Annotated in this window: 21 protein-coding genes and 1 pseudogene; 6 read left to right on the forward strand and 16 right to left on the reverse strand. The window is 72.7% G+C overall.

The genetic code is table 11. The features are described 5' to 3' along the window. Positions 1-774: pseudogene (locus tag BU197_RS23215) on the forward strand (MFS transporter); the annotation flags it as partial. A 33-nt stretch (positions 775-807) separates the two neighbouring features. Here the strand turns inward: BU197_RS23215 and BU197_RS23220 are convergent. The 10 genes from BU197_RS23220 to hrcA form a co-directional block, all read right to left on the reverse strand. Beyond that, a complete protein-coding gene (locus BU197_RS23220; RefSeq protein WP_188270254.1) occupies positions 808-1,692 on the reverse strand; it encodes an RICIN domain-containing protein in 885 nt (294 codons plus the stop codon). A 219-nt stretch (positions 1,693-1,911) separates the two neighbouring features. Then, complete coding sequence (locus BU197_RS23225; RefSeq protein WP_188270255.1) at positions 1,912-2,907, reverse strand: adenosine deaminase; 996 nt, start codon at positions 2,905-2,907, stop codon at positions 1,912-1,914. Positions 2,908-2,909: 2 nt separating this feature from the next. After that, on the reverse strand, positions 2,910-3,815 hold the full coding sequence (locus BU197_RS23230) for a ribonuclease Z (protein WP_188270256.1): 906 nt from the start codon (positions 3,813-3,815) through the stop codon (positions 2,910-2,912). Positions 3,816-3,818: 3 nt separating this feature from the next. Beyond that, complete coding sequence (locus BU197_RS23235; protein ID WP_188270257.1) at positions 3,819-4,178, reverse strand: histidine triad nucleotide-binding protein; 360 nt, start codon at positions 4,176-4,178, stop codon at positions 3,819-3,821. A gap of 76 nt (positions 4,179-4,254) precedes the next feature. Continuing rightward, a complete protein-coding gene (locus tag BU197_RS23240; protein WP_188270258.1) occupies positions 4,255-5,337 on the reverse strand; it encodes a tetratricopeptide repeat protein in 1,083 nt (360 codons plus the stop codon). Further along, the gene (locus tag BU197_RS23245; protein ID WP_188270259.1) at positions 5,334-6,689 is read right to left on the reverse strand and encodes a tetratricopeptide repeat protein; all 1,356 of its coding nucleotides are present in this window, start codon (positions 6,687-6,689) and stop codon (positions 5,334-5,336) included. The genes BU197_RS23240 and BU197_RS23245 overlap by 4 nt, the downstream gene beginning before the upstream one ends. A 395-nt stretch (positions 6,690-7,084) precedes the next feature. Then, positions 7,085-7,828, reverse strand: coding sequence for a 16S rRNA (uracil(1498)-N(3))-methyltransferase (locus tag BU197_RS23250; protein ID WP_188270260.1), 744 nt, complete (start codon positions 7,826-7,828; stop codon positions 7,085-7,087). Next, positions 7,825-8,907, reverse strand: a complete 1,083-nt coding sequence (locus BU197_RS23255) for a nitronate monooxygenase (protein ID WP_188270261.1) — start codon at positions 8,905-8,907, stop codon at positions 7,825-7,827. Before BU197_RS23255 ends, BU197_RS23250 begins: the two co-directional genes overlap by 4 nt. A 314-nt stretch (positions 8,908-9,221) precedes the next feature. Continuing rightward, a complete protein-coding gene (gene dnaJ / locus BU197_RS23260; protein WP_188270262.1) occupies positions 9,222-10,358 on the reverse strand; it encodes a molecular chaperone DnaJ in 1,137 nt (378 codons plus the stop codon). After that, complete coding sequence (gene hrcA / locus BU197_RS23265) at positions 10,359-11,378, reverse strand: heat-inducible transcriptional repressor HrcA (protein WP_188270263.1); 1,020 nt, start codon at positions 11,376-11,378, stop codon at positions 10,359-10,361. Between the two features lie 147 nt (positions 11,379-11,525). Between hrcA and BU197_RS23270 the strand changes: the two genes are divergently transcribed. The 3 genes from BU197_RS23270 (at position 11,526) to BU197_RS23280 (ending at position 13,630) form a co-directional block, all read left to right on the forward strand. Beyond that, on the forward strand, positions 11,526-12,254 hold the full coding sequence (locus BU197_RS23270; RefSeq protein ID WP_188270264.1) for an MBL fold metallo-hydrolase: 729 nt from the start codon (positions 11,526-11,528) through the stop codon (positions 12,252-12,254). Positions 12,255-12,264: 10 nt separating this feature from the next. Beyond that, positions 12,265-13,068, forward strand: coding sequence for a DUF3097 domain-containing protein (locus BU197_RS23275; RefSeq protein WP_188270265.1), 804 nt, complete (start codon positions 12,265-12,267; stop codon positions 13,066-13,068). A 187-nt stretch (positions 13,069-13,255) separates the two neighbouring features. Next, on the forward strand, positions 13,256-13,630 hold the full coding sequence (locus BU197_RS23280) for a peptidoglycan-binding domain-containing protein (protein WP_188270266.1): 375 nt from the start codon (positions 13,256-13,258) through the stop codon (positions 13,628-13,630). Positions 13,631-13,719: 89 nt separating this feature from the next. On the opposite strand, the gene hemW is transcribed toward BU197_RS23280, so the two are convergent. The 3 genes from hemW to lepA all read right to left on the reverse strand — a co-directional run bounded on the left by hemW (position 13,720) and on the right by lepA (position 18,993). Then, positions 13,720-14,952: a radical SAM family heme chaperone HemW gene (hemW, locus tag BU197_RS23285; RefSeq protein ID WP_188270267.1), complete on the reverse strand. Its 1,233-nt coding sequence runs from the start codon at positions 14,950-14,952 to the stop codon at positions 13,720-13,722. 99 nt (positions 14,953-15,051) lie between these two features. Further along, a complete protein-coding gene (locus BU197_RS23290) occupies positions 15,052-16,929 on the reverse strand; it encodes an AMP-dependent synthetase/ligase (RefSeq protein WP_188270268.1) in 1,878 nt (625 codons plus the stop codon). 198 nt (positions 16,930-17,127) lie between these two features. Beyond that, positions 17,128-18,993 carry a translation elongation factor 4 gene (lepA, locus tag BU197_RS23295; RefSeq protein WP_188270269.1) on the reverse strand — a complete coding sequence of 622 codons (1,866 nt, stop codon included), beginning with the start codon at positions 18,991-18,993 and terminating at the stop codon, positions 17,128-17,130. 183 nt (positions 18,994-19,176) lie between these two features. Between lepA and rpsT the strand changes: the two genes are divergently transcribed. Further along, entirely contained in the window at positions 19,177-19,443 is a 267-nt protein-coding gene (rpsT, locus tag BU197_RS23300) for a 30S ribosomal protein S20 (RefSeq protein WP_188270270.1), read from the forward strand. A 326-nt stretch (positions 19,444-19,769) separates the two neighbouring features. Here rpsT and holA read toward each other — a convergent pair whose 3' ends face one another. Further along, on the reverse strand, positions 19,770-20,762 hold the full coding sequence (gene holA, locus BU197_RS23305; protein WP_188270271.1) for a DNA polymerase III subunit delta: 993 nt from the start codon (positions 20,760-20,762) through the stop codon (positions 19,770-19,772). Between the two features lie 33 nt (positions 20,763-20,795). On the opposite strand from holA, the gene BU197_RS23310 reads away from it, so the two are divergent. Then, positions 20,796-21,056 (forward strand): hypothetical protein, encoded by a 261-nt coding sequence (locus tag BU197_RS23310; protein WP_223183772.1) that lies wholly within the window; start codon positions 20,796-20,798, stop codon positions 21,054-21,056. Positions 21,057-21,305: 249 nt separating this feature from the next. On the opposite strand, the gene BU197_RS23315 is transcribed toward BU197_RS23310, so the two are convergent. Both BU197_RS23315 and BU197_RS23320 read right to left on the reverse strand, forming a co-directional pair. Continuing rightward, positions 21,306-22,568 (reverse strand): MFS transporter, encoded by a 1,263-nt coding sequence (locus BU197_RS23315; protein ID WP_188270273.1) that lies wholly within the window; start codon positions 22,566-22,568, stop codon positions 21,306-21,308. Between the two features lie 6 nt (positions 22,569-22,574). Continuing rightward, on the reverse strand, positions 22,575-23,195 hold the full coding sequence (locus BU197_RS23320; protein ID WP_188270274.1) for a winged helix-turn-helix domain-containing protein: 621 nt from the start codon (positions 23,193-23,195) through the stop codon (positions 22,575-22,577). Between the last annotated feature and the right edge of the window lie 23 nt (positions 23,196-23,218).

The raw sequence follows: 23,218 nt of genomic DNA on the forward strand, positions 1-23,218 counted from the left end.
CCGCACGGGGAGGCGCCGACGGGCCCGCTCCCCCGCCGGGCGGCCGGGATCGCGCTGGCCTCGGGCATCCTGTGCTGGTCCCTCGCGCAGAACGCGCTGTGGGGGGTGAGCGGGCGCATCGGGACGACCCAGGCGGGGCTCACCGAGGTGACCGTCGGCGCGGTCTTCGCGGCGGCGCTCGGTGCCGGGCTCGCCGGGGTCACGGCGGCGGGCGCGCTCGGCTCGCGGCTCGGCCGGGCGGTGCCGATCGGTGTGGGCACGGTCCTGATCGCGGGCTGTGTGCTGCTCAGCTCGGCGGCCGGGAGCCTGGTCCCGTTCGCGACCGGAGAGATCCTGTGGAACGCGGTCTACCCGGCGGTCCTCTCCTACCTTCTGGGGCTCGCCGCCTCGCTCGACCCGCGCGGCCGCTGGGCCGTCCTGGTCGGTTCGGCGTCCTCCCTGGGCGTGGCCTGCGGCCCGGTGACCGGCAGCCTCCTCTCGGAGAGCGCCGGGTACTCCGGGATGGGCCGGGTCCTGTGCGTGCTGCTGCTCGTGGTCGCGGTGCCGATGACGGCGGTGGCCCGGCACGTCTCGGGCCGTCCGCTGGTGCCGGGCTCGGTGCGGCGCAGGGGCGGCGCCCCGGCGGCCGTCCTGGCGGGCACGGCGGCGGCGACTCCGCCGACGGTCCCTCAGATGGGCGCCCCGGAGCAGGAGGTCGCCCCGGTTCCGGTGCGGGCTCCGCGCCGTATCGCGAAGTCGGCCTTCCGTCTGGCCCGGCCTTCGGACCGGGGCTGAGGGGAGGCCCTTGCCCGCCCGGCCCGGTCGCGGTCAGTCCTGTTCGAACCGCCAGAAGTGGTCCGCGTACGGGCCGCAGGGGTACTGGTTGACCGGGGCGGTCTCGTAGGTGGCCGCGCCGGGGACGGCGAGGCAGAGTCCGCTGTTCGCGTTGACGATCCGGTAGAGCGGGTTCCCGTCCGGGTCGCGCTTCTCGTAGGCGATCCGCCAGTAGTGGTCGGGGTAGTCGCCGCAGGGGAACTGGTTGACGTGGACGGCCGTGGCCTTGCTCGCGCCGGGGACGGCCGCGCAGTGGCCGCTGTTGCCGTTGACGATCCGGTAGCGGGTCCGGCCCGTGTCGTCCGTGCCTGCCGCCGTGAGCCGCCAGTGGTGGTCGGGGTGGTCGCCGCAGCCGAACTGGTCGAGGTCGACGACCCCGGTCGAGGCGCCGGGCACCGCGAGGCAGAGTCCGCTGTTGCCGTTCACGATCCGTACCGGCGTGCCCGTCGGGGGCGGGACGGCGCCCCCGAGCCGGGTGGTGTCCCGCGCGGGCGGCTCGCCGGAGGGCGGGGCCGGGGCCTCGGTGGTGGGGGTCGGCTCCCGTGTCGGTGCGGTCGTGGGCGCGGGCGTACGGGCCGACGGTGCCGCGTCCACGGTCGTGGGGGCCGGGGCGGCGGAGGCCGGGGGCGGCGCGGTGGTGCCCGCTGTGGCCGAGACGGGCGGCGGGGCCTGCGCGGTCGGCGGCCCGGGGGTGCCCGCGCGCTGGGTCTGGGTCAGCGCCGTGGCCAGGGCCCCGACCAGGGGCACCACCACTCCGGCCACCCACCAGGCCCAGCGCGGGGGCTGGTGGGAGGCGGCCGGCCCGACGACGCCGTCGGCGCCGTCGCCGGAAGCCCGTTCGACCGGGGCACCCCTCCTGGGACGCGACGTCTCTGACACCGTGCCACTCCCCCCGGGGACGACTGCCGTCGCCCGAGTATCGCCCCGCACGACGCCCCGGAAACCCGGGTTACGGAAACATGTGCGTCGCATGCGCGTACGGGAGCGGCCCCGGGGCAGGACGCGCCCCGGGGCCGGACGGCTGCCGGACAGTACCCAGGCCGTCTCTTCCGGATCTTGCCTGGCCCGCGCCACCCGGCAAGACCCGAAAGAGACGACCTAGGCGCCGAAGTCGTACGCCTCGACCTCCGCGAGGTACCGTGCGCGCCGTTCCTCGTCGTCCTCCAGGAAGGAGGCGAGGAAGGAGTTGCGGGCCAGGTCGCGCAGTTGCTCCGGGGCGAGGCCGAGGGCGTCGCGGACGCCGTCGAAGTTGTCGCCCGCGTAGCCGCCGAAGTACGCCGGGTCGTCGGAGTTCACCGTGACCAGCAGCCCCGCGTCCATCATGGCCCGCAGCGGGTGGTCGGCGAGGGTGTCGATGACCCGCAGCCGCACGTTCGACAGGGGGCAGAGGGTGAGCGGCACCCGCTCGTCGGCGAGCCTGCCGACCAGCTCCGGGTCCTCCATGCAGCGCAGACCGTGGTCGATCCGCTCCACGCCGAGGACGTCGAGCGCCTCGCGGACGTACGCCGCCGGGCCCTCCTCGCCCGCGTGGGCGACCTTGCGCAGACCGAGCGCCCCGGCCGCCTCGTAGACCTCGCGGAACTTGGCCGGCGGGTGGCCGACCTCCGCCGAGTCCAGGCCGACGCCGGTGATCCGGTCCAGGTACGGCTTCGCCTCCTCCAGGGTGGCGAGCGCCGACGCGGCGGACTCGTCGCGCAGGAAGCACATGATGAGCCGGGTCGAGACGCCGAACCGCTCCTCGGAGCGGTCCAGGGAGGCGCCGAGGCCCTCCACCACGGTGCCGAAGGGGACACCGCGCGCGGTGTGCGCCTGCGGGTCGAAGAAGATCTCGGCGTGCCGCACGCCCTGCGCGGCGGCCCGCTCCAGATAGGCGTCGGCGAGCGCGGTGAAGTCCTCGGCCGTCCGCAGGACCGCCATCAGACCGTAGTAGAGGTCCAGGAAGGACTGGAGGTCGCTGAAGCGGTACGCCTCGCGCAGGGCGTCGGTGTCCGCGTACGGCAGGGTGACGCCGTTGCGCGCGGCGAGGGCGAAGGCGAGTTCGGGTTCGAGGGTGCCTTCGATGTGGAGGTGCAGTTCGGCCTTGGGTACGGGCATGTTCACAGTCGTTTCGGTACGGGGACCCTCATGAGGTCCTGGGCAATGCTCAGTTCGCCGTCGAAGCCCGCCGCCCGCGCCTGGCGCTCGAACTCCCCGGGGTCGGAGTAGCGCTGCGAGAAGTGGGTCAGCACGAGGTGCCGCACCCCCGCCTCGCGGGCGACGGCTGCGGCCTGTCCGGCCGTCAGATGGCCGTGGTCGGTGGCGAGCCGGACGTCCTCGTCGAGGAAGGTCGACTCGATGACCAGCAGATCGGCGCCTTCGGCGAGGGCGTGGACGCCGTCGCAGAGCCGGGTGTCCATGACGAAGGCGAAGCGCTGGCCCCGCCGGACCTCGCTGACCTCCTCGAAGGAGACCCCGCCGAGGGACCCCTCACGCTGGATACGGCCCACGTCGGGGCCCTTGATGCCGTGCGCGGCGAGCCGCTCGGGCAGCAGCCTGCGCCCGTCGGGCTCGGTGAGGCGGTAGCCGTAGGACTCGACGGGGTGCGAGAGCCGGTGGGCGTCCAGGGTGTACGCGTCGGTGACGGCCAGCGGTCCTTCGGCCTCGACCGGCGCCTCCACCAGCTCCACGGTCTCGTGGTACGCCGTGGCGTACCGCAGCCGCTCGAAGAAGTGCCGGCCGCTCGCCGGGTAGTGCGCGGTGACCGGGTGCGGCACCCGGTCGAGGTTGATCCGCTGGATCACCCCGGCGAGCCCGAGGGAGTGGTCGCCGTGGAAGTGCGTGACGCAGATCCGGTCCAGGTCGTGCACCGCGACCCCGGCCCGCAGCATCTGGCGCTGGGTGCCCTCGCCCGGGTCGAAGAGGATGCCGCCGCCGTCCCAGCGCAGCAGATAGCCGTTGTGGTTGCGGTGCCGGGTCGGGACCTGGCTGGCGGTCCCGAGCACGACGAGTTCGCGTACGGACACGGACTATCCGGGGGGCCAGTTCAGGCCTCGGCCGCCGAGGACGTGCGCGTGGGCGTGGAAGACGGTCTGGCCCGCGCCGGAGCCGGTGTTGAGGACGATCCGGTAGCCGGTCTCGTCCACCTTCTCCTGGGCGGCGACCTCGCCCGCCTCGCGCAGCACGTCGGCGGCGACCTCCGGCGCGGCGGCGGCGAGCGACGCGGCATCCGGGTGGTGGAGGCGCGGGATCACCAGGACGTGCACGGGCGCCTGCGGGTTGATGTCGCGGAACGCGACGGTGGTCTCCGTCTCGCGGACGATCGTCGCGGGCACCTCGCCCGCCACGATCTTGCAGAACAGGCAGTCGCCCTGCGGCTCTCCGGCCATGGCCCCGCTTCTCCTCGCCTCGTCGGTCGCTACCCCCGCATGCTATCGGCCGCCGTCCACCCGGTCGCGCCGCCCGTCAGTCCTTGGGAGCGCGCCGGTTCAGGGCCGAGCGGCTGACCCAGTACGTGATGAGCACGGCCCAGAACAGCGGGGTGCCGAGGCCGAGGGTCAGGCCCGTGCCGAAGGACCACAGGGCGAGGGTCGCCACCGAGTAGAGCCCGAGCAGCCCGACCGCGACCGCCATCGCGATCACCGGGCGGCAGGAGCGCGCCACCAGGAACAGCGGGCGGCGCAGCCGGGGCGGCACCCGGCGGTTCATCCACAGCGCCCAGCCGCCCCAGGCGCCGAGGAGGACGAGCGCGCCGGTCACCAGCGGTACGACGGCCTCGGCTCCGGTGAGGCCACCGCGGACGCCGCCGGCCGCGACCGTGGAGACGACGAAGCCGAGCAGGGCCACCCAGCGGGCCCCCGCCACCGTGTTCCAGGCCATGGCCTCCAGGTTGTAGCGGGCCTTGCGGTCGTGCAGGTCGAGGGCGGCGGAGGCGACGAAGCCCTCGGCGGCCCGGGTCCACTCGCCGGAGCGGAAGCGGTGCCGTCGCAGCCGCAGCAGCGACAGGTTGTTGTGGGCCTCGCTGCTCTGCGGGTTGAGCCGCAGGGTCGTCTCGTACGCGCGCCGGGCGGTGGCGTGGTCGCCCCGGCGCTGGGCGGCGAGCCCCACCAGGAAGTGGGCCGCGTCCTCCTCGGGGGCGAGGCTCACGGCGGTCCGCGCCGCCTCGTACGCCTCGGCGGTCCGCTCCGCCCGTACGGACTGGGAGAGGACCGTGCCGAGGGCGTAGTGGGTGCCCCAGTGCTGGGGGCCGAGCCCGACGGCGTGCCGGGCGGCGGCCTCGGCCTCCGGGTAGCGCTTGAGGCCCATCAGGACCTGGACGCGCATCAGCCAGGCCATGAGCAGCTCGGGCCGGGCCCGCAGCGCCCGCTCGACGGCGTCCAGGGCTGCCCGGTCGTCGCCCTCCCGGTGGAGGCAGCGGGCGAGCAGGACGAGGGCCTCGGCGTCCTCCGGGTCCGTGGCGAGGTGCCGGGCGACGAGTTCCCCGGCCTGGGAGAAGCGGCCGGTGTCGTAGAGGGCCTCGGCCCGCAGCAGCGCGGACGGGGTGGTCACAGCTTGCGCTTCCGCTTCAGATGGGCGAGGAGGTCGTCGTACAGACCGCCCTCGTTGGCGAACATGGCGACGTTCCTGGCGGAGGCGAACCAGGGCTCCGTGGACGGCTTGATCTGCTTGGCCGCGCCCAGCAGGTCCTTGGTGCCGATGAGGCGTACGGAGCCGCTGCGGGCGGAGTCGAGGAGTGCCGCCTCGGCCGCCGATTCGCAGACGTGGGCGAGGTCGGCGCCGGAGAAGTCCTCGGTGGCCTTGACGAGCTTGCCGAGGTCGACGGCCTCGATGGGGCGCTCGCGCAGGTGGTAGCGGAGGATCGCCTCGCGGGCGGTGGCGTCCGGCGGGAGCACGAGCAGGGTGCGGTCGAGGCGGCCGGGGCGGCGCAGCGCGATGTCCACGTCCCAGGGCACGTTGGTGGCGGCGAGCACGAAGACGCCTTCGTTGCCCGCGCCGCTCGCGATGCCGTCGAGTTCGGTGAGGAGCTGGTTGACGACGTTGCGCAGCCCGCTGTGGTGGGTGCGGGAACGCTTGGCTCCGAGGGCGTCCAGCTCGTCGAGGAAGACCACGCAGGGGGCCTGGCGGCGGGCGGTCTCGAAGATGTCGTGGACGTTCTTCTCGGAGGCGCCGATCCACATGTCGAGGACGTCGGAGAGCGAGACGGTGAGGAAGTTGGCGCCCAGTTCGCCCGCGACGGCCCGCGCGATGAACGTCTTGCCGCAGCCGGGCGGGCCGTAGAGCAGCAGGCCGCCGCGGAGCGACTTGCCGTACAGCCTGCGCAGTTCGGGGTTGCGCATGGGGGCGAGGAAGGCGGCCTCCAGGCGTTCCTTGACCTCGTCCATGCCGCCGACGTCGGCGAGCCGGACGGTGCCGGGCGCGTCGACGTCCCAGGCACCGCCGGCCCCGTCCCCGCCCTCGGCCTGCGGCTCCTCGACGAACCGGGGCCCGACGACATCCCGCACCTGCTGCTCGGCGGCGTCCCAGTCGAAGGCGGGGGGTGCGTCGGCGGCGGGGGCCGTGGGGGCCGTATCGGCGGCCGGGGCCGTGGGGCCCGTGTCGACGCCGGGGGCGATGGGGCCTGCGTCGGCGCCGGGGGCCGTGGGCGGTACGGGGGTGGTGCCGGGGTTCGGGGGCGGGGTGGGCGCGGTTGCCGGGGGCAGGCCCATGGCGCGGACCATCAGGGCGCGGGCGTCGGCGTCCCCCGGCGCGTGCTGGAGCGCGGCGGCTGCCTCCGCGACGGCCTCGTCGTTCCGTCCCTCGGCGAGGAGCAGTTCGGCGAAGTGGAGGCGCAGGGGTACGTCCTCGGGCGCGGCGGCGACGGCGGCGCGCAGACTGCGGATCAGGGGTGAGTCGTCGGCCATACGGGTCAGCCTAGAAAAGGAGGGTGGCCCGTTGTCCACCGGGAGGTCGTTCCCGGCAGCTGGGGCGGGCCCGGTGACCGGTCGGGCCCCGCCCCCGCCCCGGTCCCGGCCTCGGCCGGAGGGACGGGCTGGTGACCGGTCGGGCCCGTCCGTGGTGGTCGGGCTTGCCCGTGGTGGTCGGGGACCTCGGGTGGTCAGGCACCCCAGGTCGGGCTCGCCCCGGGTGGTCGGGCCCGTCCGTGTGGTCAGGCACCACGGGTGGTCGGACCCGTCCGTATGGTCAGGCACCCCGGACGGTCAGGCCCGCCCATGGTGGTCGGGGACCCCAAGTGGTCAGACCCGCCCCCGGCTGGTTGGGCCCGCCCCCGGGTGGTCGGGCCCGCCCCGGATGCTCCCTAGCTCCAGCGGCCCGTGCGGCCCAGGATCAGGGCCGTGGCCGCCGTGCCCGCCGTGGAGGTGCGCAGGACGCTGCGGCCCAGGCGGTACGGCTTCGCCCCGGCCGCCTCGAAGACGGCGAGTTCCTCCGGGGAGACACCGCCCTCCGGGCCGACGACCAGCACGATCGAGCCCTTCTCGGGGAGTTCCGCGGTGGCGAGCGCGCCGCTGGGGTGGTCCCGGTCCTCGTGCAGGACGGCCGCGAAGTCGGCCTCCGCGAGGAGCGCGGCGACCTGCTTGGTCGTCATCGCGTCGGCGACCTCGGGGAACCGCGTACGCCGCGACTGCTTCCCGGCCTCGCGCGCCGTGGAGCGCCACTTGGCGAGCGCCTTGAGGCCCCGGTCGCCCTTCCACTGGGTGATGCAGCGGGAGGCGGCCCACGGCACGATCGCGTCCGTGCCGGTCTCCGTCATGGTCTCGACGGCGAGTTCGCCCCGGTCGCCCTTGGGGAGCGCCTGGACGACGGTGACGCGCGGCTGCTCCTCGGGGTCCTCGTGGACCTCCTCGACGCGCACGGTGAGCCGGTCGCGGTCCTCGGCGGCGAGGACCACACAGGCGGCCCAGCGGCCCCGCCCGTCGGCGAGGACGAGTTCCTCGCCCTCCCGGAGCCGCTTCACGGAGACGGCGTGCCGCCCCTCGGGGCCGTCGAGGAGGAAGCTCCCGGGACCGGGAACGGCCTCGACGACGAAGACGGGTGCGGTCATGTGGTGCTCCTGGGGGCCTGCTGGGCGAGTGCGGTGTCGAGTTCGGCGGCGAAGACCCCGACCAGCTGCCCGGCGGGCAGGTCGCGGGCGAGACGGTGGCCCTGACCGGCCCAGAGGGCCAGTCCCTGGGCGTCGCCCGCGTTCGCGGCGGCCTTGCGGAGCGGGGCGGTGAGGTGCTGGACCTCGGGGTAGGCGGCGGGGGCGTACGGCCCGTGCTCGCGCAGGAAGCGGTTGACCAGACCGCGTGCCTGGCGCCCGCTGAAGGCCCGGGTGAGTGCGGTCCTGGTGAACAGCGGGTCGGTCAGGGCGGCCTTGTGGAGCGGGAGCGCGCCGGACTCGGGGCAGGGCAGGAAGGCGGTGCCGAGCTGGGCGGCGTCGGCCCCGGCGGCGAGGACGGCGGCGATCTGCGCGCCCCGCATGATGCCGCCCGCGGCGACGATCGGCAGGGGGACGCTGTCGCGGACCTGGGTGAGCAGGGTGAGCAGTCCGGTGCCCCGGGTGTCGTCGTCGGCCGGGTCGTCACGGAAGGTGCCCTGGTGTCCGCCGGCCTCGATGCCCTGGACGCAGACGGCGTCGGCGCCGGCCTGCCGGGCGGTGAGCGCCTCCTCGGCGGAGGTGACGGTGACGATCGTGTAGGTCCCGGCGCGGGCGAGGGAGGCGAGGGCCTCGGGGGTGGGGCAGCCGAAGGTGAAGGAGACGACGGGGACCGGGTCCTCCAGGAGGATGGCCAGTTTGGCGTCGTAGGCGTCGTCACGGATGTCGTCGGCGTCGCCGAGCGGGGTCTCGTACCAGGTGATCTCGCCGGCGAGCTGGTGTCGGTAGACCTCGACGGCGGCGGGGTCGGCGGGCCGGGCGGACGCCGGCATGAAGAGGTTGACGCCGAAGGGGCGGGCGGTCATCCGGCGCACCCGCTTGATCTCCTGGTAGAGGCTTCCGGCCGTCTTGAGCCCGCCGGCCAGGAATCCGAGGGCGCCGGCCTCGCAGACGGCCCCCGCGAGTTCGGGACAGGAGGCGCCACCGGCCATGGGTGCCTGCACGATCGGGTACCGAGAGAGATCGTTCAGTGACGTGGTGGACATATGGGCATCGTGTCATGCCCCTGCTCCCCTGCCGAATCCAAACGAGGGGTTCCGGCGGGGCCGCGAGGCCGGGATCGCGCCGAGTGGTGGGATCGGGCCGGGTATGGGGGAGTACGCGTGTCACCGGGTCGCGCCGGGGCACGCCCGCGCGCCCCTGGACCCGCCCGCACGCCGCCCGGACGGGGCACAGACAGGGCCCGGACACGCGGTGAGGGGCGGCCCCCGGTCCCCCGGGTGCCGCCCCTCACCGTACGAAACAGCCGTAACAGCCGTAACAGCCCTTGCCGTACGACAAGCCCGTACGGCCGGAGTGTCTACCGGCCGTTGAACGCGTCCTTCAGGCGGGAGAACAGGCCCTGCTGGCCCGGCTGGAACTGGCCGGTCGGCCGCTCCTCGCCGCGCAGCTTGGCCAGCTCGCGCAGGAGCCGTTCCTGCTCCGCGTCGAGCTTGCCGGGGGTCTGCACCTCGACGTGCACGATGAGGTCGCCGCGCCCGTTGCCCCGCAGATGGGTGATGCCGCGCCCGTGCAGCGGGATCGACTGGCCGGACTGGGTGCCGGGCCGGATGTCGACCTCCTCGATTCCGTCGAGGGTCTGCAACGGCACCTTGGTGCCGAGCGCGCCCGCCGTCATCGGGATGGTGACCGTGCAGTGCAGGTCGTCGCCCCTGCGCTGGAAGGTCTCGTGCGGCGTCTCGTGGATCTCGACGTAGAGGTCGCCTGCGGGGCCGCCGCCGGGGCCCACCTCGCCCTCGCCCGCCAGCTGGATCCGGGTGCCGTTGTCGACACCGGCCGGGATCTTGACGGTGAGGGTGCGGCGGGAGCGGACCCGGCCGTCGCCCGCGCACTCGGGGCACGGGGTCGGGACGACGGTGCCGAAGCCCTGGCACTGCGGGCAGGGCCGGGAGGTCATGACCTGGCCCAGGAAGGACCGGGTGACCTGGGAGACCTCGCCGCGGCCGCGGCACATGTCACAGGTCTGCGCGGAGGTGCCGGGCGCGGCGCCTTCGCCGGAGCAGGTCGTGCAGACGACCGCCGTGTCGACCTGGATGTCCTTGGTGGTGCCGAAGGCCGCCTCGTTGAGGTCGATCTCCAGCCGGATCATGGCGTCCTGGCCGCGGCGGGTCCGCGAGCGCGGTCCGCGCTGCGAAGCCGTGCCGAAGAAGGCGTCCATGATGTCGGAGAAGTTGCCGAAGCCACCGGCTCCGAAGCCGCCCGCGCCGCCTCCGCCGGAGGCCGAGAGCGGGTCGCCGCCGAGGTCGTAGACCTGCTTCTTCTGCGGGTCCGAGAGGACCTCGTAGGCGGCGTTGATCTCCTTGAAGCGTTCCTGCGTCTTCGGATCGGGATTGACATCCGGGTGCAGCTCGCGGGCGAGCCTCCGGAAGGCCTTCTTGATCTCGTCCTGGGACGCGTCGCGGCGCACGCCGAGTACGGCGTAGTAGTCCGTGGCCACTTACGACTCCGCCAGGATCTGTCCGACGTAACGTGCCACTGCGCGTACCGCTCCCATCGTTCCGGGGTAGTCCATGCGGGTCGGTCCGACCACGCCGAGTTTGGCGACTGCCTCGCCGCCCGAACCGTAGCCGACCGAGACGACGGACGTGGAGCTGAGCCCCTCGTGGGCGTTCTCGTGCCCGATGCGTACGGTCATGCCCGATTCCTTGGCCTCGCCGAGCAGCTTGAGGAGCACGACCTGCTCCTCAAGTGCTTCGAGCACCGGCCTGATCATCAGGGGAAAGTCGTGTCCGAAGCGGGTGAGATTGGCGGTGCCGCCGATCATCAGCCGCTCCTCGTGCTCCTCGACCAGGCTTTCGAGGAGCGTCGCGAGCACGGTCGAGACCGTCGCCCGGTCCTCGGCCTCCTCGAAGGACTCGGGGAGGTCCTGCACCAGCTGCGGCACGTCGGCGAACCGGCGGCCGACGACCCGGCTGTTGAGCCGGGCCCGCAGATCGGCGAGCGAGGTCTCGCCGAAGGGCGCGGGGCAGTCCACGACCCGCTGCTCGACCCGTCCGGTGTCGGTGATGAGCACCAGCATCAGGCGCGCGGGGGCCAGCGAGAGCAGCTCCACGTGCCGGACGGTCGAACGGGTCAGCGAGGGGTACTGGACGACGGCGACCTGACGGGTCAGCTGGGCGAGCAGCCGGACCGTACGGCCGACGACGTCGTCCAGGTCGACCGCGCCGTCGAGGAAGTTGTGGATGGCACGGCGCTCGGGCGTCGAGAGCGGCTTGACGCCGGCCAGCCGGTCGACGAAGAGGCGGTACCCCTTGTCGGTGGGGATGCGGCCCGCACTGGTGTGCGGCTGGGCGATGTACCCCTCGTCCTCCAGGACCGCCATGTCGTTGCGCACGGTGGCCGGTGACACGCCGAGCTTGTGCCGCTCGGTGAGCGCCTTGGAGCCGACGGGCTCCTCCGTCCCGACGTAGTCCTGGACGATGGCGCGCAACACCTCGAGTCTGCGTTCGCTGAGCATCGTGCGCACCTCCTGCTGTCGCCGTCGTTACGGTTGCTCCGCTTTTGGCACTCACCCTGTCCGAGTGCCAGCGATCCCCGGCCAGTGTACGGCGGGGGGCGTCGCTCCTGGCAAGGAGGCGGCGCGCCCACCGGCTAGCGTCGCGGCATGGACGTGGATTGGGAAGCGTACGGATGGGAGCGTCTCGCGGACGGAGTGGGCCGGCGACGGCTCCCCGGCTGGGACGCCACGGTCGGTCTGGTACTGGGGGAACGGGCGGTGCTCCTGTACGACACCGGCTCCTCGCTCGCCGAGGGCGTCACTCTGCGCACCCAGGTCACGGGCCTCACCGGCGGGCGCGGAGTGACGCACATCGCACTGGGTCACCCGCACTTCGACCATGTCTTCGGCACGGCGGCGTTCGCGGGCGCCGAGGTCTTCGGGGCGGTCGGCACGGACGGGCTGCTCTCCCGCCCCCGGGACCGGGAGGCACTGCGCGCGGACGCGGTGCGGCACGGGCTCGACGCCTCGGCGGCGGCGGAGGCGGCGGACGTCCTGGTCGCCCCCCGGCACCTGGTCAGCGGCGAACGGACGCTCGACCTGGGCGGCCGGCAGGTCCTCCTGGCGAACGTCGGCCCCGGCCACACCGGTCACGACCTGGTGCTTCTGGTGCCCGGCGAGCGGGAGGTGGTCTTCTGCGGCGATCTGGTCGAGGAGTCGGGCGAGCCGCAGGCGGGCCCGGACGCGATCCCGGCGCGCTGGCCGGACGCGCTCGACCGGCTGCTCGCCCTCGGCGGGGAGGACGCGCTGTACGTGCCGGGGCACGGGGCGGTGGTGGACGCCACGTTCGTACGACGCCAGCGCGAGGAACTGGCACGGCGCTTCTCCGTCGCCTAACGTCGCCCGAATGCGCAGCTACAACCCGGACCTGACGCCCGCTTGGAAGAAGTCGGCCCCCGTCCCCGAGGTCCCGGCGGACCGGGACCTCGTCGTCGAGGAGGTCACCACCGGCTTCTGCGGGGCGGTGATCCGCTGCGAGGCGGGCACGGTCACCCTGGAGGACCGCTTCGGCAAGCACCGGGTGTTCCCGCTCGACCCGCGCGGCTTCCTCCTGGAGGGCCGGGTGGTGACCCTGGTCCGCCCCACCGCGCCGGGCCCGTCCCGGCCCACCCGTACGGCCTCCGGCTCGGTCGCCGTGCCGGAGGCACGCGCGCGCGTGGCGCGGGCGGGCCGGATCTACGTGGAGGGCCGGCACGACGCCGAGCTGGTCGAGCGGGTCTGGGGCGACGACCTGCGGATCGAAGGCGTGGTCGTGGAGTACCTGGAGGGCGTCGACGACCTGCCGTCGATCGTCGCCGGGTTCGCCCCGGCGCCGGACGCCCGGCTGGGCGTCCTCGTCGACCATCTGGTGCCCGGCTCGAAGGAGTCGCGGATCGCGGCCCGGGTGACCTCGCCGGACGTCCTGGTCGTCGGCCATCCGTACATCGACGTCTGGGAGGCGGTGAAGCCCTCCTCCGTCGGCATCCGCGCCTGGCCCGCCGTCCCGCGCGGCCAGGACTGGAAGACCGGCGTGTGCCGCGCCCTCGGCTGGCCGGAGAACACGGGCGCCGCCTGGCAGCACATCCTCTCCCGGGTCACCTCCTACAAGGACCTGGAACCGGAACTGCTCGGCCGGGTGGAGGAACTGATCGACTTCGTGACGGCGCCGTAGGGCGGCGGACCCGGACCGACCGGACCTGACCGGACTTGACCGGACGAGTTATCCCGGGACGTCCTGGGACGTCCTGGGACGTGCCGGGACTGCGTCACGGGACGCCGGAGCCATGCCGGGGCGGGGAAGTACGTGCCAGTGTGACGAAACGATCACCCGAGCCCCTTCCTGATTCCTGGAGGAAACCGTGTTCTCCCGTCCCGTGTTCAAGAGAGCGGCGCTCTCCGTGTCGGCCGCCTCCGTCGCCCTGCTGTGCCTCGCGGGCCCCGCGGGCGCCGTCAGAGGCGCCCCCTACCTCTCGTACGGCAGCCAGGGCCTGGGCGTGGAGTGCGCGCAGCGGGCGGTGAACTGGGCCAACGCCTACCCGGTCAAGCTCGCGGAGGACGGCATCTGGGGCCCGCAGACCACCCGGGGCGTGGTGGCCCTCCAGCGCTGGAAGCTCGGTGACGGCTACGCGGACGGCATCGTCGGTCCGCTCACCGGCGCGGTGATGGACGAGATCCTTTCCTCCCAGAACCCGGCGATGGGCGACGTCTGCTTCCGGGCCCTGCCGACGCCCTGAGCCACCGGCCGCGCCCCGGGCCCGGCGGGGCCCGGGAGACGCGGCGAGGTGCGGTGCCGGGCGGCGCGGGCCAGGCAAGATCCGACGGCCTAGTCCACCAGGTCCCGCACCACCGCGTCGGCGAGCAGACGGCCGCGCAGGGTGAGGACCGCGCGGCCGTCCGCGTAGGAGTCGGGTGCGAGCAGGCCGTCCTCCAGGGCCTTCCGGGAGGCGGCGAGCCCGGCGGGCTTCAGGAGGGACAGCTCGACGCCCTCTCTGAGGCGCAGTTCCAGCAGGATCCGCTCCACCCTCCGGTCCTCGTCGGAGAGCAGCTCGCGGCCGGCCCCCGGCGTCTTCCCTGCGGCGAGGGCGGCGGCGTACGTCCCCGGATGCTTCACGTTCCACCAGCGGACGCCGCCCACGTGGCTGTGGGCGCCGGGACCCGCGCCCCACCAGTCGGCGCCGCGCCAGTACAGCTCGTTGTGGAGGCAGCGCCCGGCCTCCGAGGTGGCCCAGTTGGACACCTCGTACCACTCGAATCCGGCTCCGGAGAGGACGTCCTCGGTGATCAGGTACCGGTCGGCGTGCACGTCGTCGTCGGTCATGGGCACTTCGCCGCGCCGGATGCGCCGGGCGAGCTGGGTGCCCTCCTCGACGATCAGGGCGTATGCGCTGACGTGGTCGGGTCCGGCGCCGATGGCCGCGTCCAGGGAGGCCCGCCAGTCGTCGTCGGACTCGCCGGGCGTGCCGTAGATCAGGTCCAGGTTGACGTGGTCGAATCCGGCGGCGCGCGCCTCGGCGACACAGGCCTCGGGCCGTCCGGGGGTGTGGGTGCGGTCGAGGATCCTCAGGACGTGCTGCCGGGCGCTCTGCATCCCGAAGGAGATCCGGTTGAAGCCGCCCTCGCGCAGCTCCGCGAGGTAGGCGGGGCCGACCGACTCCGGGTTGGCCTCGGTCGTCACCTCGGCGTCGTCGGCGAGCCCGAATTCGTCCTTGACCGCCCCGAGCATCCGGACGAGGTCCCCGGCGGCGAGCAGGGTGGGCGTGCCGCCGCCGACGAAGACGGTCCGCACCGGGCGCGGGTCGTCGCCGAGCACCTTCCGGGCCAGTCGTATCTCCTCGACGACCTGCTCGGCGTAGTTGTCCCGGGAGGCGAGCACTCCCCCGGTGCCGCGCAGCTCGCTCGCCGTGTAGGTGTTGAAGTCGCAGTAGCCGCAACGGGTCGCGCAGTACGGCACGTGCAGATAGAACCCGAGCGGCCGATCCCCGGACCCGGCCAGGGCGTGGGCGGGCAGCGCCCCGTCGTCGGGAACGGTCTCACCATCGGGCAGTACGGAAGGCATGGCCCCATTGTCCCGTACCGCCCGACGTGGGCGCCCGCCTGTGGACGGATGCCTGTGGAAAACCTGGCGCCGGACCGGCGCCCCGGGCATCCTCCCAGGTCAGGCCTCTCGGGCGCCTGCGTACATCTCGTCGATGAGGCCCTTGTACGCGCGCTCCACCACCGGCCGCTTCAGCTTCAGCGAGGGCGTCAGCTCGCCGTTCTCGATGTCGAGGTCGCGCGGCAGCAGCCGGAACTTCTTGATCGTCTGCCAGCGCTGGAGGCCCTCGTTCAGCTGGTCGACGTATCCCTGGACCATCTCCACGGTCCCCGGGGCGGCGACGATCTCGGCGTACGAGCGGCCCGCGAGGCCCTGCTCGGCGGCCCAGGCCAGGAGGGCGGGTTCGTCGAGGGCGATCAGCGCGGTGCAGTAGTTGCGGTCGGCGCCGTGCACCAGGATGTTCGAGACGTACGGGCAGACGGCCTTGAACTGGCCTTCGACCTCGGCGGGCGCGATGTACTTGCCGCCGGACGTCTTGATCAGGTCCTTCTTGCGGTCGGTGATCCGCAGATAGCCGTCGGCGGACAGCTCGCCGATGTCCCCGGTGTGGAACCAGCCGTCCGACTCCAGGACCTCGGCCGTCTTCTCGGGCAGCCCGTGGTAGCCCTGCATGATGCCGGGGCCGCGCAGCAGGATCTCGCCGTCGTCGGCGATGCGGACCTCGGTGCCGGGGAGCGGCTTGCCGACGGTGCCGGTGCGGTAGGCCTCGCCCGGGTTCACGAAGGAGGCGGCGGAGGACTCGGTGAGGCCGTACCCCTCCAGGATGTGGATGCCCGCTCCGGCGAAGAAGTAGCCGATCTCGGGGGCGAGGGCGGCGGAGCCGGAGATGCAGGCGCGCAGGTTGCCGCCGAAGGCCTCGCGGATCTTGGCGTAGACGAGGGCGTCGGCGACCTTGTGCTTGGCGGTGAGGCCGAAGGGCGCGGTGGCGCTGCCGGTGCGGCGGAAGCTGTCCTGGGTGGCCTTGGCGTACTCGCGGGAGACCCCGGCGGCCCACTGGAAGATCTTGTACTTGGCACCGCCCCCGGCACGGGCCTTGGCGGCGACGCCGTTGTAGACCTTCTCGAAGATGCGGGGCACGGCGGCCATGTAGGTCGGCCGGACCACCGGCAGATTCTCGATGATCTTGTCGACGCGGCCGTCGACGGCCGTGACGTGCCCGATCTCGACGTGTCCTGAGGTGAGGACCTTGCCGAAGACATGCGCGAGCGGCAGCCAGAGGTACTGCACGTCGTCCCCGGTGAGGAGGCCGGTGGCGGCGATGGCCTTGGCCATGTACGACCAGTTGTCGTGCGGGAGACGGACGCCCTTAGGGCGGCCCGTGGTGCCGGAGGTGTAGATGAGGGTGGCGAGCTGGTCGGCGGTGATCTCCCCGATCCGCTCCTTCACGGCCTCCGGGTGCTTCTCCAGATAGGCCGCACCGCGCGCCTCCAGGTCGGCGAGGGTCAGGACCCAGTCGTCGTCGGTCTCCACTCCGGTGGCGTCGACGACGACCACGTGGTGCAGGTGCGGCAGGTCCGCGCGGCGCGCCACGGCCTTGGCGAGCTGGGCCGCGTCCTCGGCGATGAGGACCCGGGACTCGGAGTCGGAGAGGATGAACGCCGACTCGTCGGCGTTGGTCTGCGGGTAGACCGTGGTGGTGGCGGCGCCCGCGCACATCACGCCGAGGTCGGCGAGGATCCATTCGACGCGGGTGGAGGAGGCCAGGGCGACCCGCTCCTCGGGCCGGACGCCGAGGTCGACGAGACCGGCGGCGATGGCGTAGACCCGCTCGGCGGCCTGGCTCCAGGTGAGCGACTTCCAGTCGTCCGGTCCGCTTCCCGAGGCGGCGCGCACCGGGTAGCGGTACGCCTCCGCGTCCGGGGTCCGCTCGACGCGCTCAAGGAAGAGCGTCGCCACCGAGGGCGGACGGTTCTGGATCTGGGTCTGTGTGTCGCTCACGACGTCCTCCGGGCGGCGGCGGTGCCTTCTGGCGGTTCGTAACTAACTGGCGAGTAACCTTCGAGCCGCGATCAGACTAAGCGTCCGGGGACCGGTATGTAAGGGCTTGCGAGGTGCCGATTCATAACGAACGGGCCCACGCGCGCAATCGCACGTGGGCCCGATCGTTGTATGGGGCAGCCGTCTGGCGGCCGCCCGCTACTTCTTCTTGCCGGAGGACTCGTCGCTCGAAAGGACGGCGATGAAGGCCTCCTGCGGCACCTCCACCGAGCCGACCATCTTCATGCGCTTCTTGCCTTCCTTCTGCTTCTCCAGCAGCTTCCGCTTACGGGAGATGTCACCGCCGTAGCACTTGGCGAGGACGTCCTTGCGGATGGCGCGGATGGTCTCGCGGGCGATGACCCGGGAGCCGATGGCCGCCTGGATCGGCACCTCGAACGCCTGCCGGGGGATCAGCTCGCGCAGCTTGGCGACCAGCCGCACGCCGTAGGCGTACGCCGCGTCCTTGTGGGTGACGGCCGAGAAGGCGTCGACCTTGTCGCCGTGGAGCAGGATATCGACCTTGACCAGGCTGGACGCCTGCTCGCCGGTGGGCTCGTAGTCGAGCGAGGCGTATCCGCGCGTCTTGGACTTCAGCTGGTCGAAGAAGTCGAAGACGATCTCCGCGAGGGGCAGGGTGTAGCGGATCTCGACCCGGTCCTCGGAGAGGTAGTCCATGCCGATGAGCGTGCCCCGGCGGGTCTGGCACAGCTCCATGATCGCGCCGATGAACTCGCTGGGCGCGAGGACCGTGGCGCGCACGACGGGCTCGAACACGTCGTCGATCTTGCCCTCGGGGAACTCACTCGGGTTCGTGACCGTGTGCTCGCTGCCGTCCTCCATGACCACGCGGTAGACCACGTTGGGGGCGGTGGCGATCAGGTCGAGGCCGAATTCGCGCTCAAGACGCTCGCGGATCACGTCCAGGTGGAGCAGACCGAGGAAGCCGACGCGGAAACCGAAGCCGAGCGCGGCGGAGGTCTCCGGCTCGTAGACCAGCGCGGCGTCGTTGAGCTGGAGCTTGTCCAGGGCCTCGCGGAGGTCCGGGTACTCCGAGCCGTCCAGCGGGTAGAGCCCCGAGAAGACCATCGGCTTGGGGTCCTTGTAGCCGCCCAGCGCCTCGGTGGCGCCCTGGTGCAGGGAGGTGATCGTGTCACCGACCTTGGACTGGCGGACGTCCTTCACGCCGGTGATCAGGTAGCCCACCTCGCCCACGCCGAGGCCGTCGGAGGCGGTCATCTCGGGCGAGGAGACGCCGATCTCAAGCAGTTCGTGGGTGGCGCCGGTCGACATCATCCGGATGCGCTCGCGCTTGTTGAGCTGCCCGTCGACCACTCGCACATAGGTGACGACGCCCCGGTACGAGTCGTAGACCGAGTCGAAGATCATCGCGCGGGCGGGGGCGTCGGCAACGCCCACCGGGGCCGGGATGTCCCGGACCACGCGGTCGAGCAGCGCCTCCACGCCCATGCCGGTCTTCGCGGAGACCTTGAGGACGTCCTCCGGCTGGCAGCCGATGAGGTTCGCCAGCTCGTCGGCGAACTTCTCCGGCTGGGCGGCCGGCAGATCGATCTTGTTCAGGACCGGGACGATGGTGAGGTCGTTCTCCATCGCCAGGTAGAGGTTGGCCAGCGTCTGGGCCTCGATGCCCTGCGCCGCGTCGACCAGGAGGATCGTGCCCTCACAGGCCGCGAGCGAACGCGAGACCTCGTACGTGAAGTCGACGTGCCCGGGAGTGTCGATCATGTTCAGGATGTGCGTACTGCCCTGGACCGGCCCCTCGGTCGGCGCCCACGGGAGCCGGACCGCCTGGGACTTGATCGTGATGCCGCGCTCCCGCTCGATGTCCATGCGGTCGAGGTACTGGGCACGCATCTGCCGCTGGTCGACCACACCGGTCAGCTGGAGCATCCGGTCGGCAAGCGTGGACTTGCCGTGGTCGATGTGCGCGATGATGCAGAAGTTGCGGATCAGAGCCGGGTCGGTACGGCTCGGCTCGGGCACGTTGGTAGGAGTCGCGGGCACGCAGGGTCTCGTCTCGGGGCGATGTCGGATCGATACGTAGGCTCCATGGTCCCATGCCTGTCGCCCGGCGCCCGGTTTGGGCGGCCGCGAGGGTCACTGATATCGTGGACAGCTGTGTCTCGTATGCCCTCTCAGCTGCGAGGCGCATCCAGAAGGAACATCGAACCTGTAAAGGCTCTTTTCGTGGCGAACATCAAGTCCCAGATCAAGCGGAACAAGACGAACGAGAAGGCGCGCCTGCGCAACAAGGCCGTCAAGTCCTCGCTCAAGACCGCGATCCGCAAGGCCCGTGAGGCTGTCGCCGCCGGCGACCTCGAGAAGGCCACCGTTGCCACTCGCGCCGCCTCGCGTCAGCTCGACAAGGCTGTCTCGAAGGGTGTCATCCACAAGAACGCCGCCGCCAACAAGAAGTCGGCGCTGGCCACCAAGGTTGCCTCCCTCCAGGGCTGAAGCTCTGATGTGATCGGCCGTACGGGACTCAGCGGGCCCTCTCTCCCGCTCCCGCCCGGCCACCCAGGACTCGCACGCGGACGCGTTCGCCACGCGGGTGCGAGACCAGTTGCTTGAACGGCGAGGGCCCCGCCGCCTCCTTCCCCAGGAGGCGACGGGGCCCTTGTCGTGCATGGAGCCTTGTCGTACATGGAGCCTTGTCGCGCACGGGGCCTTGGTCGTATGCGGGGCGCCTCGCCGTATAGCGAGGCCTCGCCGCATTCGGGGCCCCGTCGTATACGAGACCCCGTCGTCTGCGGGGCCCCGCCGTACGAGGGCCGGTCCGGTCAGGTGTCCCGGCGCATTCTCGCGGCTCGGGCGACCGCGACGACCGCCTTCTCCAGGGCGTACTCGGGGTCGTCGCCGCCGCCCTTCACGCCCGCGTCCGCCTCGGCGACCGCGCGCAGGGCGACGGACACCCCGTCCGGGGTCCAGCCGCGCATCTGCTGCCGGACCCGGTCGATCTTCCAGGGCGGCATGCCCAGCTCGCGGGCGAGGTCGGCGGGGCGGCCGCCCCGGGCCGAGGACAGCTTCCCGATCGCCCGGACGCCCTGCGCGAGCGCGCTGGTGATCAGCACGGGCGCGACCCCGGTCGAGAGCGACCAGCGCAGGGCCTCCAGGGCCTCGGCCGCCCGGCCCTCGACGGCGCGGTCGGCGACGTTGAAGGAGGAGGCCTCGGCGCGGCCCGTGTAGTACCGCCCGACGACGGCCTCGTCGATCGTCCCGTCCACGTCGGACGTGAGCTGCGCGGCGGCGGAGGCCAGCTCCCGCAGGTCGCTGCCGATCGCGTCGACGAGCGCCTGACAGGCTTCCGGCGTGGCCGACCGGCCGAGCGTCCGGAACTCCTGCCGGACGAACGTCAGCCGCTCCGCCGGTTTCGTGGTCTTCGGGCAGGCCACCTCACGGGCGCCCGCCTTCCTGGCGGCGTCGAGCAGGCCCTTGCCCTTGGCTCCGCCCGCGTGGAGCAGGACGAGCGAGATGTCCTCGATCGGATCGGCGAGGTACGCCTTGACGTCCTTGACCGTGTCGGCCGAGAGGTCCTGCGCGTTCCGCACGACCAGGACCTTCCGCTCGGCGAAGAGCGAGGGACTGGTCAGCTCGGCCAGCGTCCCGGGCTGAAGCTGGTCGGAGGCGAGGTCGCGGACGTCCGTGTCGGCGTCGGCGGCACGGGCGGCCGCCACCACCGCCTGCACGGCGCGGTCGAGGAGCAGGTCCTCCTGGCCCACGGCGAGCGTCACGGGGCCGAGGAGGTCGTCGGGGGAAGTCTTTCTGGTGGCCATCGCGTTCCAGCATCCCACGGGCCACCGACAGCCATGCCCGACAATGGCCGGGTGAGCGAACGACACGTACTGGTACTCCCCGACCGCGACGCCGCCGAGGAGGTGGCCGAGGAACTCCCCGACCGTTTCGGCCTGGCCGAGGAACCCCAGCTCGTCCGGGACTCGCTGGCCGGTGAGGACGACGCCGAGGACGCCCAGTGGCTGGTGGTGGTCGAGGACCCGGACGGCCGCCTCGACACGGCGGCCCTGGACGAGCTGGCCGCCGAGCACGAGGGCTGGCTGGAGGCCCCATAGCGGTCCGCTCGGCGGACCGCGCTTGGCCGTCCGCTCGGCGGACCGCGCTTAGCCGTCCGCTCGGCGGACCGCGCTTAGCCGTCCGCTCGGCGGACCGCGCTTAGCCGTCCGCTCGGCGGACCGCGCTTAGCCGTCCGCTCGGCGGACCGCGCTTAGCCGTCCGCTGCCGGGGGCCACTCGGGGACCCGTCCTCCCTCGCCCGGCGGCGGTCTCTCGTACCCGGGTCCGCCTGTCCGGCGGGGATCCCCCCTACCCGGCGGAGGTCGGCTCCCCTTCCCGTGTCGGCAGGTCCCGCATCGACGGCAGTCGGGAGGGCAGCAGCCACAGGACGGCGAAGACGGCGCCGACGGTGGCGATCCACAGCGTCGGGCGGAGGCCGATCACGGTCCCGAGCAGCCCCCCGACGAGCGCGCCGAGCGGGCGGAAGCCGTGGTTGAGCGTCCGGAAGGCACCCATGACCCGGGCTCTCACGGCGTCGGGTATCAGTGCCATCTGGAGTGAGCCCGCCGCGACGTCCAGGACCATCACCCCGACGCAGGAGAGGAACTCCGCCAGGAACAGCACGCCCGCCACCAGCGGCAGCGGCCCTCCGGCCAGCGGCACCAGGAGCAACGGCAGGGCGAACCCGAGATAGCCCGCGACGAGCGCGCCGCCGATGCCGAGTCTCCGCACGGCCGCCCCGCTGTACGCGGCGCCGAGGAGTCCGCCCACCGCGCCGGTGGCCAGCACCAGTCCGAGCAGTCCCGCTCCGAGGCCGAGCGCGGTGGTCGCGTAGAGCACGAAGAGCGTGTGGAACATGAAGTTGAAGAACTGGACCGTGCCGGAGGCGGCGAAGAGACCGCGCATCGACGGCTCCGCGAACACCCACCGCAGCCCCTCGGTGAAATGCCCCTTGCCCACCGGGGCGGGCGGCGGCTCGACCGCTCCGATCCGCGCCAGGTAGCCGGCCGACACCAGATAGGTGAGGGCGTCCGCGACCAGGGCGAAGGGGGCGGTGAGGAACTGCACGAGGAGTCCCCCGACCCCGGGCCCGGCCAGCCAGGCCGTCGAACGACTGCCGCTGACCAGCGAGTTCGCCTGCACATAGCGCTCCGTGGGGACGAGCGCCACGAAGAGCGTCGCGTTGCAGACCTCGAAGAGCACGGTGAGCGCCCCGACCCCGAAGGCCACCGCGTACAGCTGGGCCAGCGTCAGCGCGTCCAGCGCGTAGGCGACCGGCAGGGACAGCACCAGCGCCGCCCGCCCGAGATCGGTCGCGATCATGACCCTGCGGCGGCCGGTCCGCCGGTCGACCCAGGCTCCGAAGGGCAGGTTGAACAGGAGGGCGGGCAGGAGTTCGGCGGTCTTGAGCCAGCCCATCGCCGCCGCGTCGGCGCCCAGGACGAGGACGGCGGCGAGCGGGATCGCCATGAGCGATATCTGATCCCCCGCGAGGGAGATGGTCTGTCCGGTCCAGTAGCGACGGAAGGTTCGCTCACGCAGCAGCGGCGGCACCCGGTCCCTCAGGGCCATGTCCTCTCACTCCTCTCCGCCCTCGGGCGTGTCCTGGTCCAGGTAGGCGATGCGAATGAGGGTGACGGGCCGCGCGTCCTCCGGGCGGAGGGACGGATCGGCCGTACGCGCCTCGTAGGGCCGCAGCAGCTCGTCGATCCGGGCGCCGAGCCCGGTGAGTTCCTCGGGGGTGAGGTGGAGCAGCGCGTCGCCGAACCGCTCCGCCTCCCGCCACTCCTTCGGCAGCCGGTGCCGGTTCTCCATGGCCCGGGTGACCCGCTCGAAGTAGCGCTCGGCGATCGCCGCGCTCAGCGCGTCGGCCGCCTCGGTGACCGCCGCGTCCTCGCTGTACTCGGGCCACTCGGTGTACCGCGCCGTGGCCCGCCACGGCTTCTCCCGCCCCTTGCCTCCCGGCGCCTGCTCCACGAGCCCGTACTTGGCGAGTATCCGCAGGTGGTACGAGCAGGAGGCGACGGATTCCCCGGTCAGCTCGGCCGCCCGGGTGGCGGTGAACGGCCCGCCCGCCCGCAGCAACCCCACCAAGGTCATCCGCAGGGGGTGGGCATAGGCCCGCAGGGCGCGCGGGTCGGTGAGTCGGACACTGCGGGGCTGCTCACCCTCGGGTCGCGGGGTGCTGTTCTCCGGCATGATGAAAAGATATCTTTAGAAAG

The sequence above is a fragment of the Streptomyces sp. CBMA291 genome (assembly GCF_014596525.1).
Classification (GTDB): domain Bacteria; phylum Actinomycetota; class Actinomycetes; order Streptomycetales; family Streptomycetaceae; genus Streptomyces.